Raw genomic sequence first — 15,838 nt, 5'->3', positions numbered from 1 at the left:
TCTTCATTGATTAAAATTCAATGATACATATTTTTACAAACAACGCAATAGCAAAAGAAAAATGAGAAAAAATATTCTATATTCCTAATAATTAATTATTTTATTCTAAAATTAATTATGAATATCGAAAATTTTATTATACAAACAGTAAAATTTATTGTTTTTTACATGTACATATATATTACATAAATGTAAATAAAATATTTATTATGTAAAAAACATGTTAAACATGAATAATTAAATATCTAAAAACATTGACTATCATGCACGCGGAAAAGCTTGAGAATACTTACGTTTTAAAGATTCAATAGAAACATGAGTGTAACGCTGAGTAGTATTAAGCGATGAATGACCCAATAATTCCTGCACTTCGCGCAAATCTGCTCCACCATTCAACATATGCGTAGCAGCACTATGCCGCAAAGCATGAGGAGATATATCCGGAACATGCGCACTTTTAGCCTCGTCATGCACAATCTGCCTTACCAAACGCTGATCAATACGCTTTCCGCGAGCACCAAGAAATACTGCTTCTTCAACAGAATTTCGCAATAAAATTTCTCGTCCATCTTTAGAAATCCAAGCAGATAAAGCTTTATAAGCAGGAACCCCAAAAGGAACAACGCGCTGCTTATTTCCCTTACCAGTAACTTTTATAGTGTGTGAGGAAAAATTAATATCCTGAATATTTAAACTAGTAAGCTCGCCAACACGAATACCAGTCGCATATAAAAGCTCCAGAATTGCAGCATTACGAAGTTCTACAGCTTTCTGATTTTTGGTACACGAAGATGAAACATTAGCTTTAGAATCAACATTATTCATTAATGATTCTGCTTGATATTCATCCAAGACAGATGGCAGCATATTCTTAATTTTTGGCGTCATTAAAATTTCTGCAGGATCACTTTTTATGTATTCAACATGCTGACACCACGCAAAAAAACCACGCACCGCAACTACTTTGCGAGCCAAGCTTGAACGCGCATGACTTCTCGACTCATCAGCCATCCATGAACGCAAATCATCCGTAGTAAGATCCGAAATATTATTGAATCCGTGCCGATTACACCATGCTAAACATTGCAAAATATCGCTTTTGTAAGCTCGCTGCGTGCGCTCCCCCAAGCCCTTATTAGCGCGAACATAATCAATATAATCATCTATTAAACTCATATATTTAGAAGGTAAGGCTAAGAAATTTTCAGAAACAGATTTATTGTTTCTCATACTTAACTCACCTTCCATAAAAGCTCAAAACAAAACGTTTGCTATACGCGCCCGTCACATGCATAATACAACAAGGAGCTTGTTTATGAACACACGTACAAAATCAACTACACTACCGCAGCAAATACCTGCAGGCGCGCGCATAGTAGTAAGAACATACAAAATTATAGAAAACAATAACGATGGAACGCAAAAAATCGAGTATCATGATGCAATTGGGCACGTACTCGAGTGGGACGGGGTAATGCTTCATTTACTTCGAGATCCTGCAGCAAACGGCACTAGAGCTGCCGAAGAAATGTTCATTGATGCCAAAACTATTTACCGATTAAAGCCAATCCCAGAACGCAAATTTCAAAAACCTCTTAGCGTGTAAGTTGTTTGATGTGGCGCGAGTTTTGTGGGATTTCTTTCCTCGCAATTTTATTTTCGATATTCTTTAGTATCGTCTATGAGTTTTGTAACTGGTTTAGTTTTTTGGTTTTGACGAGGCTGGAAAATTTGTGTTTGCGTGCGTCCCGTCCTTCGTCGCTTTAACTGTTAAAGCATTTTATTGTGTTCGCCTATCTTTTAACAATGTTGCTTCCTCAGTCCTCTTTTAGCACTGAACACAATTTTTCCAGCCTCTCAACACGCTAATCAACAACACAAAACTCATAGACTCGTGCAGAAAGTTACGTAAAGTGCGTGGTTTACTAAGTGCAACTAAAGTCGCGCAATTAAGCTGCGGATGGGTGCGTGGTTTGTCTGTTTGGTGTGGTGTGTGCAGCAGCATGAGTGCTAGCGTTCTCTATGCAATAGAGAATCAGCGTCTGCAGAGCACAACTGCAAAACTTCATAAACGGGCAAGCATCCAATCAGTGCGAAAAATCTCAAATCTCTACCACACGAATATTATAAGATGTTAAATTTTACGCATTACTTATGGGAGTTGTATGGTAGAGAAGCATCTGAACGCAATAAGAGTTGCGAAGATTCGTCGGTATTGGATCCGGAAAGTTCAACAATAGACTCACCTAAGCGCGCAGAATCCAGCAAATCTTTCTGCCAATTGCTTCTGGAATCATACTTCCATAATCTGCTATTGGCATCATCATTTTGCTTCGCATCGTCGCTTTGTTGCGTACTAGTTTTAGACGAGTTGCGCTGCTGGTATTTATATTCTCTCCACGATTGAGCTTTAGCAAAAAACTCTTGCTCTAAAGCATCCGCGGTTTCAACATCATTATCTAACATATTTGCAGCAAAAGTTAGCTCAGAAATTACGGAACGCAATAATTTCGCAGTATTATGCCGATTTTCGCTTACCATAGCGCGCGTGCGTTGCGGATCCGTAAGAGCAACTCGCGTCATATCTCGCCAAGAACCGGCAGATAGTTGCAAAGCGATTGCACGATTAGGTTGTTCGCACAAAACATTTGCAAGAGCAGTTGCAACAACGTGAGGCATGTGAGAAATAAGAGCTGCAGAATTATCGTGCGTTGCATCATCCAAAACTATTGCGCGATTCTTGCATAGCGAAACAATCATTTGCAAAACATTGCGAACTCGCCAAAACTCAGTAGAATCATCAACAGTTAAAGCCCACAAAGCACCATTTAAAAGCTCATCACTAGAAGCTTTCCAACCAGTAAACTCACTTCCAGCCATCGGATGCGCACCAACGTAGCAATCTTGCAAACCTGCGTCTTTTACTTGCTCTCGAACTAAAGTTTTTACGCTGCCAACATCGCTGATAGTTGTGCGAGATTTGTCAATATAAGGTGCGATTTCCTGCAAAATACTTGGCATAGCAAACAAAGCATTGCACAAAATCAGAACATTTGGGCGAAGTTTTGCTAAATCTTGCACTTTTTCTACGCAAGTAATTCCTAAACTTTTAGCTTCTTCGTACGGATCATGATGACGATTCCAAGCGTACACTCTACATTCCGGCAATTTAGCAAGTCGTTTTGCAAGAGATCCGCCAATAAGACCAAGACCTACAATACCGACAGAAAATTTTTGAGAAAACTCAGCATCTTCTACCATAATAATTCTCTTTCTGCACGCAATACGTTCAAATTACGCAAAGCATCAACTGAAGGCTCAACACACACTCCACCATTAGGCAACATCCAATCATTCATCACCGGATTATTGCGCTTATCGGAAGGATACACTGCTAAAGCTCGAACCCAATCGCCATGTTCAACAACCTCTTGAATCATATCTTTACACATAGAATCCCAAGGAGCAGCATCAACAGTGGCAATAAAACTGTATAAACCGCCTTGACCTTTAATTGGCCTAGACATAAAAGAAGTCATGTTAAGACCGTGATCGCGCACAACATCAAGCAAATTTGCCAACACGCCAGCACCTGTGCAACGCGGAATAAACGCGATAATTGATGAAAAAGATGAAAAATTTTCGCGCTGAGTATTAACAAAATTTAAAGCCTCATCTCGAGGAGCTAGCACTAAAAACTCAGTGCGCGCGCCAGAAAAATCTTCAACGCCTTCGCTCACAATCTGCCTATTGTATAAATCAGCACAAATTCTAGGGCATAAAGCAACTTCGCCAGGAACTAAATCCCTACAAGCAGCAGCATTTGAAGACGCAGTTTTTTCTTTCAATCCGCGTTCTTGAGCAAACTTACGGCATTGTGCTAACGCGTGCGGGTGAGCAACAATAGTAGAACAGTTATAGATTGAATCTGATTTGCAAACAACAGCATCAAAACTAATATCGACGCCAACGCGAGCAATACCAACCATATTCTTTGCATCAATTAGTAAATCTAAATTAGGTATTACAACGCCTTCAATATTGTTTTCCCACGCAATAACACCCCAATGATGATTCTCTTCAATTTCACTAGCAATACTAAGAACATTCTCGCAAGCAGTTGGAATAAGTTGCAAATTATCAAATGATTGTAACTGCTGTTGAACTTTTAAAGCTGCTTGGTGAGTAAAAGAACCTTCCGGCCCTAAATAGCATAATTTACGTGAGAACTTACTGTTACTACTATTCATAAGTATTCCTTAAAAACTGTTGCAGTTAAGAATATTGTAAGCAAGACTACTGTAAAAAATACTACTTAATACTGATTAATACTTCTTTGTATGCAAAATTCACAGCGAAGTCGCGCTTAAATTATTGCAAATTCTTCACTTATTTTACTATTCAACAACAAACCAACGCTGAGGCATACAAAGCAAAACTACGTGAGCAACAAGAACGCCGTAAAGCCACAAATATCCCACATATTGCGAACACCATGGCAACGGTATTGTGAAACCAACAGGTACTAGAATTGCACTGCCAATAAAACCTAATGCGAGAATCCAAGCAAACGCGGAGAAAACTATTGCGTGAATAAGTAATCCACTCCAACCACTACGAGATCTTGCACACCAAGCAGACAAAAACAGCAAAAGCATAGATAATACGAATCCGTAAGGAATGTTATCCATTGAACCGCAGCGATGAGCAAAAGTACCAATCAACGCGCATATTACTGCAGAAACACACGTGGTCGCATACCTGCCCCAAGAAGGCAAGCGATGCGACCACGGTTTCGACGACATAATAAAACCTAACGTTTCATTACTAATTGGTATATTGCGATTATCACGCAGCGTTGTTGTTTTGACGACGCTGCTTAGCACGCCACTTGTACCACTCATCTCGGCTCAAAATAATTTTGCGCACGCGAATTGCTTCAGGCGTAACTTCCACGCACTCATCTTCGTTAGCGAAGTCAAGAGACTCTTCCAAGCTCATCTTGATTGGTGGAGTTAAAGTTTCAAGCACGTCAGCAGTTGAAGAACGCATGTTAGTCATGTGCTTAGCAAGCGTAATATTTACATCCAACTCGTCTGGTTTGTTGTTAATACCAACGATTTGTCCTTCGTAAACCGGGCTTTGTGGGTCAACGAAGAAGACGCCACGAGCTTGCAAACGCTGCATAGCATAAGGAGTTGCAACACCCTTACGGTCGCAAACCATGGAACCATTCTGACGAGTCACAATCTGACCAGCCCATGGAGCATAACCGGCGGAAATAGAGCTTGCAATACCAGTTCCGCGAGTAGCAGAAAGCAAAGCAGTGCGGAAACCGATAAGGCCACGCGAAGGAACAGTAAATTGCAAACGAACCCAACCAGAACCGTGGTTGCTCATAGAATCCATGCGACCCTTGCGATCAGCCATAAGCTGAGTGACGGTACCCATGTACTCTTCTGGGACGTCAATCGTAGTGCTTTCCATAGGCTCATTAATTTGACCATCAATAGTCTTGGTAACAACCTGAGGACGACCAACTGTAAGCTCGTAGCCTTCGCGACGCATCTGCTCAGCTAGCACAGCCAAAGCAAGCTCGCCACGACCTTGAACTTCCCAAGCATCTGGACGCTCAGTTGGAATAACCTTAATAGAAACGTTACCAATAAGCTCGCGATCCAAACGATCCTTAATCATACGAGCAGTAAGCTTATGATCCTTGCCTTCAGTTCCAGCAAGAGGAGAATCGTTTACTCCGAAAGTCATAGAAATTGCAGGATCGTCGACATGAATTAATGGAAGCGGCTTTGGATCGTTTTGGTCAACGATAGTTTCGCCAATCATAATGTCGTTTACGCCAGCAACAGCAACAATGTCGCCAGGACCTGCAGAAGCTACAGGAGTGCGCTCCAAACCTTGAGTGCGAAGAAGCTCAGAAACACGGAAGTTTTCAATGGAACCGTCGACGCGAGAAAGACCGTAAGTCTTGCCCTTTTCCAAAGTTCCGTTGTAAATTCGCACTAAACCGAGACGACCCAAGAAGTCAGAGGAATCAATGTTTGCAACATGCGCCTGAAGAGGAGCGCCTTCTTCGTATTCAGGAGCTGGAATGTTCGAAATAATAGAATCAAACAATGGCTCCAAATTATCGTTATCTGGCAAACCACCATTTTCAGGCTGATTAACAGAAGCATAACCAGCTTTAGCAGCGCAATAAATCACTGGCAAATCAAGCAAAGCGTCGAGATCGAGGTCAATACCTTCCTCGACAACATCCTGAGCCAAGCCAAGAAGCAAATCTGTAGATTCGCCAACAACTTCTTCAATACGAGCATCTGGACGATCTACCTTATTTACGCACAAAATAACAGGAAGCTTAGCTTCCAAAGCTTTACGAAGCACAAAGCGAGTCTGTGGAAGAGGACCTTCAGAAGCGTCAACCAACAAAACAACGCCATCAACCATAGAGATACCACGCTCGACCTCACCACCGAAATCAGCGTGACCTGGAGTATCAATAACGTTAATAGTGATACCTTCTGGATGGCCATACTTTTCAGCTAATGGACCTGTGTACTGAACGGCAGTGTTCTTAGCAAGAATAGTAATGCCCTTTTCGCGTTCCAAATCATTGGAATCCATAACGCGATCTGGAACTTCTTCGCGCTCAGAAAATACGTGCGACTGCTGAAGCATGGCGTTTACCAGAGTGGTCTTACCGTGGTCTACGTGCGCCACAATTGCCACATTTCGAATATCACCGCGAACAGTCATCACAAACCTCTTCCATTTCTTCGCGTTTAAGTAATTATTAACATGCAACCGCTTAAGCTATAAATATCAGCTAAAACAGCAGCTATATACATTATTGACAAGCACCCAAATAGGTAAACTGCCAAACCGCACCGATTTTACTAGCGAGCGCAGACAGTTTTACAAATAACACACTGAATAAGAAGCTTTGCAATCGTATTGCTGACTATGACTACCGTCGATTACTGAACATTAACAATCATGCTCCGCCGAGACCAGAACAAATAAATCTACAAACCACGCACCCACCCGCAGCTTATTTGCGCGACTTTAATTTCAGGGATATTCGTGTGGTAGAGATTTGAGATTTTTCGCACTGAGCGCGGCGAACGTCAGAGCCGCAGGCTGCTGATTCGCCAAGCGAAGAAGAAAAATCGAAAAATCTCTGCGATAGACACGGTTATTAGGGGCTAGCACGCAGAGTTTGGGGGATTTCTTTACGAGCACTAAAAGAGGACTGATGGAGCAACGTTCGTAGAGAACAAAGTATGCATGAGAGTCTTTAACAGCCAAAGCGACTGAAGGACGGGACGTGCGAGGAAAGAAATCCCCCAAAACTCGCGCAACAGTAAACACGAGCGGAGCGCTGCGAGACAAGTAATTCCTATCACTCACCTTTGCGTAAAATAAAATCGCAAATAAAGAAATCCCCCAAAACTCGCGCAAATCAAGCCGTAAAAACTTAAGCAACAACACCTTTAGCAATAAGCTCACGCGCAACTTCGCGATACTCTTTTGCAGTCTTGTGTTCAGGAGCAAAAATAGTGATAGGAACTGCAGCAACAGTAGAATCTGGCAGTTTAATAGAACGCGAAATCACAGAGTGCAAAACGCGATCTTGGAAAGCTTCATAAATGCGCTGCAACACTTCCTCACTATGAAGCGTGCGAGTATACATAGTGACAAGAACTCCAAATACTTTAAGATTTGGATTAATACGAGACTGTACCTTCTCAATTGATTGCATAAGAAGAGCAACGCCTCGAAGAGCAAAGAATTCTGCAGCAAGTGGAATAATCACGCCATCAGCTGCTGTTAACGCATTTACAGTAAGCAAGCCGAGAGAAGGCTGGCAATCGACTATAATAACATCGTATTCGTCGCGCACTTTGCGCAATACGCCTGCTAATATCTGCTCTCGTCCTACTTCGGTTACTAACTGAACTTCAGCTGCAGATAAATCAATATTTGCAGGAATAATATCAATATTTTCTGTTTCAGTATGACGAATTACATCGTGAACGTCTACAGACGAATCAAATAATGCCGTATAAACTGTATTATCAAGCGCATTTGCGTTAATTCCAAGTCCAACTGTTGCTGCACCTTGCGGATCGAAATCAACAATCAAAACGCGACGACCATACTGACTTAGTGCGCCAGCAATATTAATGGAGCTTGTAGTTTTACCAACTCCACCTTTCTGGTTGCACATTGCAATAATGCGAGCAGGACCGTGTGAAGTTAACGGCTCTGGCGCATGAAAAGTCTCGTATTCGCGTCCAAGTAAATCAGTAGGCATGTTCCCCACTTTATCAACAGGTATACTCACGAAACTCTGAGCATAAAATTATTTAGCTCGAGGATGGCTCATTACGTAAGCTTCAACTAATGCGTCGGGACTAATATGCGTATAAATTTGAGTTGTTGTAACTGAAGCATGTCCAAGCAACTCTTGAACTGTGCGCACATCAGCGCCACCTGCAATAAGATGCGTTGCAAGAGAATGCCGCAACGTATGCGGATGCAATGGTTTGTCAAGTTTTGCGCGCTCGCCAGCTTGCGTTACTATTCCCCATGCTGATTGGCGAGAAAGTGCATTACCTCTCTTATTTAAGAAGATTGTGTGCAATTCACGTTTACCCTTTAACGCTAATTCTGGGCGAGATTTCTCCATATAGTTACGAAGAGCACGAACAGCACACCCACCAATCGGAACTAAACGCTGCTTAGAGCCTTTACCAGTAAGTTTTACAACAGACTCGTTTAAATCAATATCTTCAAATTTTACGCCAACTGCTTCCGAAATTCGCGCTCCAGTAGCGTATAAAAACTCGAGAAGCGCAGTATCTCTAATCGAAATAGCATCGGAACTTCCAAAATTCCCTGCAGCTTCAATAACTCTATTTACTTCTTCAATACTTAAAACATCCGGCAAATACTCGGCTTGTTTTGGAGCTTTTACTTGCGCTGAAACGTCAGCTTGTATGTCGCCATGAGCAAGCATAAAGCGATGCCATTCGTGAATACTCGCAAGTCGACGCGCAACTGTTCTAGTCCCCAACCCTAATTCATTCAAAGTTCGAATGTATGATTCAATATCTAGTTGAGAAATAGTAGTAATATCTTTTATTTTTCGTTCGTCGTAAAGCCAGCATGTGTAATCTTGCAAATCTGAAGCGTACGCAGATACTGTTTTTTTAGAAAGACCACGCTCAATATCAATATGCGCAATAAAGCGTTGAATATAAAGTGCAAACTCTTCAGGAATATTATTTTTCTTATTGTCAGAATCAAGATTTGAGCGCATAAAAACAATTATAGCTAATAAGTAAATTTGTTGATTTAAAAGAAAAAGCCCACCTAAATTGGTGGGCTTAAAATAAAACTCTATTAAAGCAAAATCAGGCTTCAACTGGAGCGTTTACATCAGCTGGCAATGCAGCCTTAGCAGCTTCGACAACAGCCTTGAAAGCTTCAATATCGGAAACTGCGAGCTCAGCAAGAGCGCGACGATCCAATTCGATGCCTGCCAAGTGCAAGCCCTGAATGAAGCGATTGTAAGTGATGCCTTCAGCGCGAACTGCTGCGTTAATGCGCTGAATCCACAACTTGCGGAAATCACCCTTGCGAGCCTTGCGGTCGCGGAAGTTATAAGTAAATGAGTGGAGCAGCTGTTCCTTTGCCTTGCGATAAAGACGGGAGCGCTGACCGCGGTAGCCAGAAGCCCTCTCAAGAACAACGCGACGCTTCTTGTGAGCGTTTACTGCGCGCTTTACTCGTGCCATAAGTATTCCTCAGCTTTCTTAAAAATTTTCGATTGCGTATTCGTTTACAAGCAATTCTTACTTGTTACTTACTTAACGAGCAAGCCCTTAAGCTTCTTGCTCTGCGCAGTAGCCAATACTTTATCTTCAGAAAGAGCACGACGCTTACGAGCCGACTTGTGCTCCAAGTTGTGGCGCATGGCGCTACCATCGTGCATCACCTTACCGGTACCGGTAAGACGAACGCGCTTGGACGCTGCGGAATTAGTTTTCATCTTCGGCATTGCTGCCCTCCTTGTGATGTTGATCGGATTGCATAGCATTTACTGCAGCTGCAGCTTGTGACTGAACCTCTTGCTTAGCCGCAAGACGAGCAGCCTGACGAGCTTGACGCTCAGCGCGAGATTCAGCGCCACGACGACGCTGCTCAGACTGTGTATGAATTTTCTTGCCTTTTGGAGCAAGAGTCATAATAATATTTCGACCTTCTTGCTTTGGCGCAAACTCTACTGTGCCACTTTCAGAGACCTCATCTGCAAGTCGGCGCAACAATTCAACGCCACCAACTGGACGAGATTGCTCACGGCCACGCAACATAATAGTTACTTTTACCTTGTCTCCGCCGTTCAAGAAACGAAGCACATGACCTTTCTTCACATCGAAATCGTGATCGTCGATCTTGAGGCGGAAACGAATTTCCTTAACCTCTGCGACAGTCTGATTACGACGTGCTTCACGAGCCTTAATCTTTTCGTTGTACTTGTACTTACCGTAGTCAATAAGCTTGGCTACTGGAGGCTTAGCAGTAGGTGCAACTTCGACAAGATCGAGGTTAGCTTCCCTTGCAAGGTTTAACGCGACAGAGGTTGCGATAACTCCCACTTGCTCGCCCTTTGGACCAATAAGGCGCACCTGAGGGACTCGAATTTCCTCGTTAATGCGTGGTTCGTCGCTAATGATGACTCCAATCCTTCTAAATACTTGTAAGATGCAATACACCAAGAAGTCCAAGAGCTTAAGATTCACTACTTCATATCAATAAAACGCTATAAACAGCGCAGCAAGCAGCACAAGAAGCTAACTTACGTGACCGAAGTCATGAACCCGAAACCACAGTAGGCTTCCAGGTGGGGACATCCCACTTTCTTGATTACTCAAGCCGAATGTCTATTCTACTAGAAGCCTTGACAAAAAGGCAGTCAACACACGAAACGCGTTTTGACTGCCACAAATCAAAGCTAGAACTATGCGATTTCTACGCTAACTGCATTGGCTCAGGCTTCAATCCATCGTGATTAAAGTACACATCATACCAAGTCAGGAATGTGTAAACTGTCCAAATCTTACGACGATCGTCATTTTTCTTTGCATAATTATCGTCAATCATACGAAGTAAAGCATCTCTATCGAAGAATTTAGCAGCGTCGTCACTTTCAAACGTCTTACGCACAATCTTATAAAAACGTTCCTCGCGCAACCAATCCTTAACCGGCACAGGGAAACCGAGCTTTTCTCTGTCATACCAAGCTTTTGGCAAATGACGGGACGCAGCTTGTCGGAAAGCAAACTTCGTATTTTCGTCAGTAATTAAGTATTTAGTAGGAACTTTTTCTGCAACATCCATGAGCACGCGATCAAGCAAAGGCACGCGAAGCTCCAAAGAATGAGCCATAGTCATTTTATCTGCCTTAAGCAAAATATCTCCTGGCATCCATTGATGCATATCAAGATATTGCTTTTTCTTCACTTCAGAAAGTCCCTTACCAGCAATTCTATTGTAAATAGCATCGACAATGCTGCGAACGCTAGGACCTTTGCGATACTCAGGCTTCAAAAGTTTTACAGCATCTTCCTCATTGAAAACCTTTGACTGACCGATAAAATGCTCCTCAGCTGGAGCTAAATTAGCGTACAAATGCCAAGCTCCGTGGAAATGCTTACCCTTTGCAGCTCGACCAATCGCGTAACGCAACTTTTTTGGCAACTTTGCAAGCATGCGAGTCACAACTTTAATAAGTTTAGAACGCGTATGAACACCATAATCAATGTATCCTGCAAATAATTCATCTGCTCCCTCACCGCTTAGCACAACGCGTAAATCTTGCGAAGCTAATTTTGCAAGGAAGAATAATGGGACGCAAGAGAAGTTAGAATCAGGCTCGTCCAAATACCACTGAATTTGTGGGAAATAACGGAATGCGTCAGCAGCGTCAATAATTTCAGATTTATTGTTTAAGCCAATAATTTTTGCCAATTCGCTTGCTTGTTTGGATTCATTGTATCTTCCACCGGCAAAACCAATAGAGTATGTGTGTTCAGGGCGCGCAACAGCGGCAACATAACTTGAATCAACTCCAGAAGAAAGGAACGAACCAACTTCAACATCCGCAATTTGGTGAGCTTTAACAGAATCACAAACTGTTTTATCGATAGAATCAACTAATTCATTCAAGCGTTGCTTTGTTTCTTTGAAATTAGGATCGTAATATTGCTCAATCTTCATTTCGCCATTCTTATACGTAAAGCAATTACCTTCACGCAGCTTAAAAACGCCTTTGAAGAAAGTTTCGTTAATTGCAGGATATTGGAATGTCATAAACGGCTTAAGCGCATTTTCGTTAAGTTCCTTCTTAAAATCTGGATGGCGCAGTAAAGATTTAATTTCGGATCCGTACATAAAAGTACCGTTCATTTGCGCATAATAAAAAGGCTTAATACCAAAATGATCGCGAGCGCCGAACAATTCTTGAGTACTCTTGTTCCAAATAACGAATGCAAACATTCCGCGTAAGCGATTAAGTAAGCCTTTACCCCACTCTTCGTAGCCGTGCACTAATACTTCTGTGTCGCAATCAGTGTGGAAAGTGTGACCAGCTTTAATAAGTTCTTCGCGAAGTGGCTTGTAGTTATAAATCTCGCCATTGAAAGTAACTGCAAGATTCCCATCCTCGTTGTACATAGGTTGGGATCCACCGTGAAGATCTATAATGCTAAGTCGACGAAAACCGAGTGCTGCGTGTTCGTCAATCATAGTTCCATACTCGTCAGGACCACGATGCGCAATCACATCTGTCATATCTTTTACAATTTGGCTTTTGACGTTAATTGGGGTGTCATTAATGAACCCTGCAATTCCGCACATTTATTTCTCCTCGTAGAATATACAACACAGCATTACGTTAGTCTACTAGCAAATAATTAACGAAAATCCATAATAACTTGGAAAATCTAACTTGCCATGCAATATTACACCAAGCACTTTATGTTAAGCGAGTATTAGTCTAAAAATTCCTGTATTTGCCGAAATAAAAGCAATCAAATACGCTAATATCAAATCCAAAAAATGGCATAAAACATAGTCAAATGTTGGTTGACGCTACGCTTATAAACTCTTGTTATAAATGTATGCCATCAGTACAAATGCAGCGTTATTATGTTGCTATGGAACCTTTGCAACGCTGCGTAGTATTAGCAGCAGGAGATTATTACGATCATACGCGTGAGCATGTGCCAGATCGCGCTTTAACAATTGCAGCTGATGGAGGCTGGGATCATGCATGTAAATTAGGTTTGCATGTGGATGCACTCATCGGCGATTTTGACTCTGTTAGATTAAAACTCCCTACTGATGCAGTTATTACTAGATTGCCTGCAGAAAAAGATGATCCGGACTTACTTTCTGCGTTGAAAGTCGGTTGGGCTAAAGGCGCTCGAGAATTTCATATTTTTGGCGGATTAGGTGGTCGAGTTGACCATACTATTTCTAATATTCAACTTATGGTTCGTTTAGCGCGTCGCGGTGGAATTGGATTCTTGTACGGCGACGGTCAAATTGTTACAGCAATACATGATGGATCTCTTGATTTTCCAGCATCATCTGGAGATGATTTGCGCATAGTTTCCGTTTTTTCTCATACTCCAGTTTCTAATGATGTAAATGAAGTTGGATTAAAGTATCAGCTTAAACACGCAACCATGCATGGAGATGCTGTACAAGGTTTAAGTAACGAATTATTAAATGATACGCCGGCTCATATTGACGTTCATGAAGGAACACTTATTGTAACCTTCCCTATTAACACTCCATTGCCACAGGTGAGCTGGTTTAAAAGACCAATTGGAGATTTAGGCGAAGTTGATACTTCTATATCGGAAGCATTAGCAGTTCCTCTTGAAAGCGAGACTACTCCAACATATTCGACTACTGCAGCTGCTGAAGCAATGACGTATAACGAATAGGCGAAAACTTTAGTTTGCACAAATGGCTGACGAGAATCTTTTACTTTAAAACTCGTCAGCTTTTTTCTTTTTAAAATTACATGCGTTGTTCAATTGAACAATATTGATTCGTAAAATGTTATGCAAAAACGCAACTGGAAACTATCAAAAAATTCACAAAAACACTCATAAAACACAGCATGTTAACGCTCACTGTTTTCACAATGCATTATTGCAATAAAAGTGAGCTATATTACAACTCTTCGTACATACCGCACACTAAAATGAACACCGTTAATTCAAATAACGATGACCTAAATGCGTGAGTTTTCATCGCGAAAATAGCGCGGCTTAAACGTTGCGCACGAGGTCTCACTCAAGGGAGAACCACATGACAGTCAAGATTGGTATTAATGGTTTCGGTCGTATCGGTCGTCTCGCATTCCGTCGTATTTTTGAGCTTCAAGCTCGCGGCGGTCAAGCAGGTGACATCGAAGTCGCAGCCATCAACGATCTGACCACCCCATCGATGCTCGCCTACTTGCTCAAGTATGACAGCACCCACGGCACATTCCGCCACGATGACGGCACCCCAGTTGAGGTAACCTCCACCGAAGACGCAATCGTTGTAGATGGCAAGACTTATAAGGTTTACGCCGAAAAAGACGCAAATAACATTCCATGGGTTAAGAACGATGGCGTTGAATTCGTTCTCGAATGCACCGGTTTCTACACTTCTGCAGAAAAGTCCCAGGCTCACTTGAACGCAGGCGCTAAGAAGGTTCTTATTTCTGCTCCTGCTAAGGACGAAACCACTCCAACAGTTGTGTTCGGCGTTAACCACGAAATCTTGAAGGCTTCTGACAACATTGTTTCCGCTGGCTCTTGCACCACCAACTCCATGGCTGCAATGGTGAAGTTGCTTCAAGACAACTGGGGAATCAAGTCCGGCTTCATGACCACAATTCACGCCTACACCGGCACTCAGATGATTCTCGACGGCCCACGCGGCTCCAAGCCACGCAACAACCGTTCCGCAGCTTGCAACACCATTGAGCACTCCACCGGCGCTGCTAAGGCAATCGGCAAGGTTGTTCCAGAAGTTAACGGCAAGCTCCAGGGTCACGCACAGCGTATTCAGGTTCCAGACGGCTCTGTTACCGAGTTGACTACTGTTCTTGAGAAGCCAGCAACCACTGAAGAAATTAACGACGCTTTCAAGAAGGCTTTCGAAAACTGCGAGTACTTCGGTTACAATGCAGACAGCATCGTGTCTTCTGATATCATCGGCGACACCCACGGTGGCGTTTTCGATCCAACTCAGACCGATGTGAACACTGTTGACGGTGTAACTTTGGCTCGTACCGTTACCTTCTACGACAACGAGTACGGCTTCACCTCCAACATGATTCGCACCCTTCTTTACTTCGCTGAAATCTCCGAGTGATTTCGCTAAGCATCGATCAGCAATAGCTGATTGTGCGAATATTTAATATTAAAACCCCTTGTGCTGCTTTCTAAGCTCACAAGGGGTTTATATTTATTTTTAGCGTCATATTCAGTCGTGTGGATATTAGCGAGGTGAGATTTGAGATTTTTCGCACTGATTGAATGCTTGTACGTTCATGAAGTTTTGCAGTTGCGCTCTGCAGACGTTGATTCCTGTTGATTAGCGAACACTAGCGTCCGTGCTACTGCATGTGCCACTCCAGGCACTCTTCCTACCACACCAAAAAACAATGGTGGGTGAATTTACGAGTGAGCGGTGGGTGTTGCTTGGTCGAGCAATATAAAAGCGGAACGATAGTAATAATCTCGTT

General features: G+C 42.5%; 14 protein-coding genes. 3 read left to right on the top strand and 11 right to left on the bottom strand.

From position 1 onward, the window contains the following. Positions 1–261: 261 nt before the first annotated feature. Positions 262–1,230, bottom strand: a complete 969-nt coding sequence (locus ACJV2T_RS02195) for a tyrosine recombinase XerC (protein ID WP_415683428.1) — start codon at positions 1,228–1,230, stop codon at positions 262–264. Between the two features lie 85 nt (positions 1,231–1,315). Between ACJV2T_RS02195 and ACJV2T_RS02190 the strand changes: the two genes are divergently transcribed. Further along, on the top strand, positions 1,316–1,606 hold the full coding sequence (locus ACJV2T_RS02190; protein ID WP_419399004.1) for a DUF6725 family protein: 291 nt from the start codon (positions 1,316–1,318) through the stop codon (positions 1,604–1,606). Between the two features lie 542 nt (positions 1,607–2,148). On the opposite strand, the gene ACJV2T_RS02185 is transcribed toward ACJV2T_RS02190, so the two are convergent. From ACJV2T_RS02185 to asnB, 10 genes are all read right to left on the bottom strand, one after another. Continuing rightward, positions 2,149–3,261, bottom strand: a complete 1,113-nt coding sequence (locus ACJV2T_RS02185; protein ID WP_419399003.1) for a prephenate dehydrogenase — start codon at positions 3,259–3,261, stop codon at positions 2,149–2,151. Further along, positions 3,255–4,250, bottom strand: a complete 996-nt coding sequence (locus tag ACJV2T_RS02180; protein ID WP_419399002.1) for a prephenate dehydratase domain-containing protein — start codon at positions 4,248–4,250, stop codon at positions 3,255–3,257. Before ACJV2T_RS02180 ends, ACJV2T_RS02185 begins: the two co-directional genes overlap by 7 nt. Positions 4,251–4,397: 147 nt before the next feature. Beyond that, a complete protein-coding gene (locus tag ACJV2T_RS02175) occupies positions 4,398–4,904 on the bottom strand; it encodes an alcohol dehydrogenase (protein WP_419399001.1) in 507 nt (168 codons plus the stop codon). Beyond that, positions 4,849–6,774 carry a translational GTPase TypA gene (gene typA, locus ACJV2T_RS02170; RefSeq protein WP_064621387.1) on the bottom strand — a complete coding sequence of 642 codons (1,926 nt, stop codon included), beginning with the start codon at positions 6,772–6,774 and terminating at the stop codon, positions 4,849–4,851. Before typA ends, ACJV2T_RS02175 begins: the two co-directional genes overlap by 56 nt. Before the next feature lie 721 nt (positions 6,775–7,495). Continuing rightward, complete coding sequence (locus tag ACJV2T_RS02165) at positions 7,496–8,335, bottom strand: ParA family protein (protein ID WP_004110398.1); 840 nt, start codon at positions 8,333–8,335, stop codon at positions 7,496–7,498. A 48-nt stretch (positions 8,336–8,383) separates the two neighbouring features. Further along, complete coding sequence (gene xerD, locus ACJV2T_RS02160; RefSeq protein ID WP_419399000.1) at positions 8,384–9,343, bottom strand: site-specific tyrosine recombinase XerD; 960 nt, start codon at positions 9,341–9,343, stop codon at positions 8,384–8,386. A gap of 94 nt (positions 9,344–9,437) precedes the next feature. Next, positions 9,438–9,821 (bottom strand): 50S ribosomal protein L20, encoded by a 384-nt coding sequence (rplT, locus tag ACJV2T_RS02155; protein ID WP_004105106.1) that lies wholly within the window; start codon positions 9,819–9,821, stop codon positions 9,438–9,440. 68 nt (positions 9,822–9,889) lie between these two features. Further along, positions 9,890–10,084 (bottom strand): 50S ribosomal protein L35, encoded by a 195-nt coding sequence (gene rpmI, locus ACJV2T_RS02150; RefSeq protein ID WP_004128670.1) that lies wholly within the window; start codon positions 10,082–10,084, stop codon positions 9,890–9,892. Further along, positions 10,065–10,802, bottom strand: a complete 738-nt coding sequence (gene infC / locus ACJV2T_RS02145) for a translation initiation factor IF-3 (RefSeq protein WP_174182727.1) — start codon at positions 10,800–10,802, stop codon at positions 10,065–10,067. Before infC ends, rpmI begins: the two co-directional genes overlap by 20 nt. A gap of 253 nt (positions 10,803–11,055) precedes the next feature. Further along, positions 11,056–12,942, bottom strand: a complete 1,887-nt coding sequence (gene asnB, locus ACJV2T_RS02140; protein ID WP_415683422.1) for an asparagine synthase (glutamine-hydrolyzing) — start codon at positions 12,940–12,942, stop codon at positions 11,056–11,058. A gap of 299 nt (positions 12,943–13,241) precedes the next feature. On the opposite strand from asnB, the gene ACJV2T_RS02135 reads away from it, so the two are divergent. Then, on the top strand, positions 13,242–14,039 hold the full coding sequence (locus tag ACJV2T_RS02135; RefSeq protein ID WP_415687806.1) for a thiamine diphosphokinase: 798 nt from the start codon (positions 13,242–13,244) through the stop codon (positions 14,037–14,039). A 370-nt stretch (positions 14,040–14,409) separates the two neighbouring features. After that, on the top strand, positions 14,410–15,465 hold the full coding sequence (gene gap, locus ACJV2T_RS02130) for a type I glyceraldehyde-3-phosphate dehydrogenase (RefSeq protein WP_004573912.1): 1,056 nt from the start codon (positions 14,410–14,412) through the stop codon (positions 15,463–15,465). Positions 15,466–15,838 lie beyond the last annotated feature (373 nt).

The organism is Gardnerella phocaeensis, assembly GCF_048545075.1.
In the GTDB taxonomy this organism is placed as follows: Bacteria; Actinomycetota; Actinomycetes; order Actinomycetales; family Bifidobacteriaceae; genus Bifidobacterium; species Bifidobacterium vaginale_J.
The sequence above is the reverse complement of the archived record's forward strand: the minus strand, read 5'-3'. Positions and strand labels throughout refer to the sequence as shown.

What these genes read in the sequence shown, in the direction of transcription:
- ACJV2T_RS02195 (WP_415683428.1), bottom strand. Translation starts at nt 1,230, where the DNA reads ATGAGAAACAATAAATCTGTTTCTGAAAATTTCTTAGCCTTACCTTCT.
- ACJV2T_RS02190 (WP_419399004.1), top strand. Translation starts at nt 1,316, where the DNA reads ATGAACACACGTACAAAATCAACTACACTACCGCAGCAAATACCTGCA.
- ACJV2T_RS02185 (WP_419399003.1), bottom strand. Translation starts at nt 3,261, where the DNA reads ATGGTAGAAGATGCTGAGTTTTCTCAAAAATTTTCTGTCGGTATTGTA.
- ACJV2T_RS02180 (WP_419399002.1), bottom strand. Translation starts at nt 4,250, where the DNA reads ATGAATAGTAGTAACAGTAAGTTCTCACGTAAATTATGCTATTTAGGG.
- ACJV2T_RS02175 (WP_419399001.1), bottom strand. Translation starts at nt 4,904, where the DNA reads ATGAGTGGTACAAGTGGCGTGCTAAGCAGCGTCGTCAAAACAACAACG.
- typA (WP_064621387.1), bottom strand. Translation starts at nt 6,774, where the DNA reads ATGACTGTTCGCGGTGATATTCGAAATGTGGCAATTGTGGCGCACGTA.
- ACJV2T_RS02165 (WP_004110398.1), bottom strand. Translation starts at nt 8,335, where the DNA reads ATGCCTACTGATTTACTTGGACGCGAATACGAGACTTTTCATGCGCCA.
- xerD (WP_419399000.1), bottom strand. Translation starts at nt 9,343, where the DNA reads ATGCGCTCAAATCTTGATTCTGACAATAAGAAAAATAATATTCCTGAA.
- rplT (WP_004105106.1), bottom strand. Translation starts at nt 9,821, where the DNA reads ATGGCACGAGTAAAGCGCGCAGTAAACGCTCACAAGAAGCGTCGCGTT.
- rpmI (WP_004128670.1), bottom strand. Translation starts at nt 10,084, where the DNA reads ATGCCGAAGATGAAAACTAATTCCGCAGCGTCCAAGCGCGTTCGTCTT.
- asnB (WP_415683422.1), bottom strand. Translation starts at nt 12,942, where the DNA reads ATGTGCGGAATTGCAGGGTTCATTAATGACACCCCAATTAACGTCAAA.
- ACJV2T_RS02135 (WP_415687806.1), top strand. Translation starts at nt 13,242, where the DNA reads ATGGAACCTTTGCAACGCTGCGTAGTATTAGCAGCAGGAGATTATTAC.
- gap (WP_004573912.1), top strand. Translation starts at nt 14,410, where the DNA reads ATGACAGTCAAGATTGGTATTAATGGTTTCGGTCGTATCGGTCGTCTC.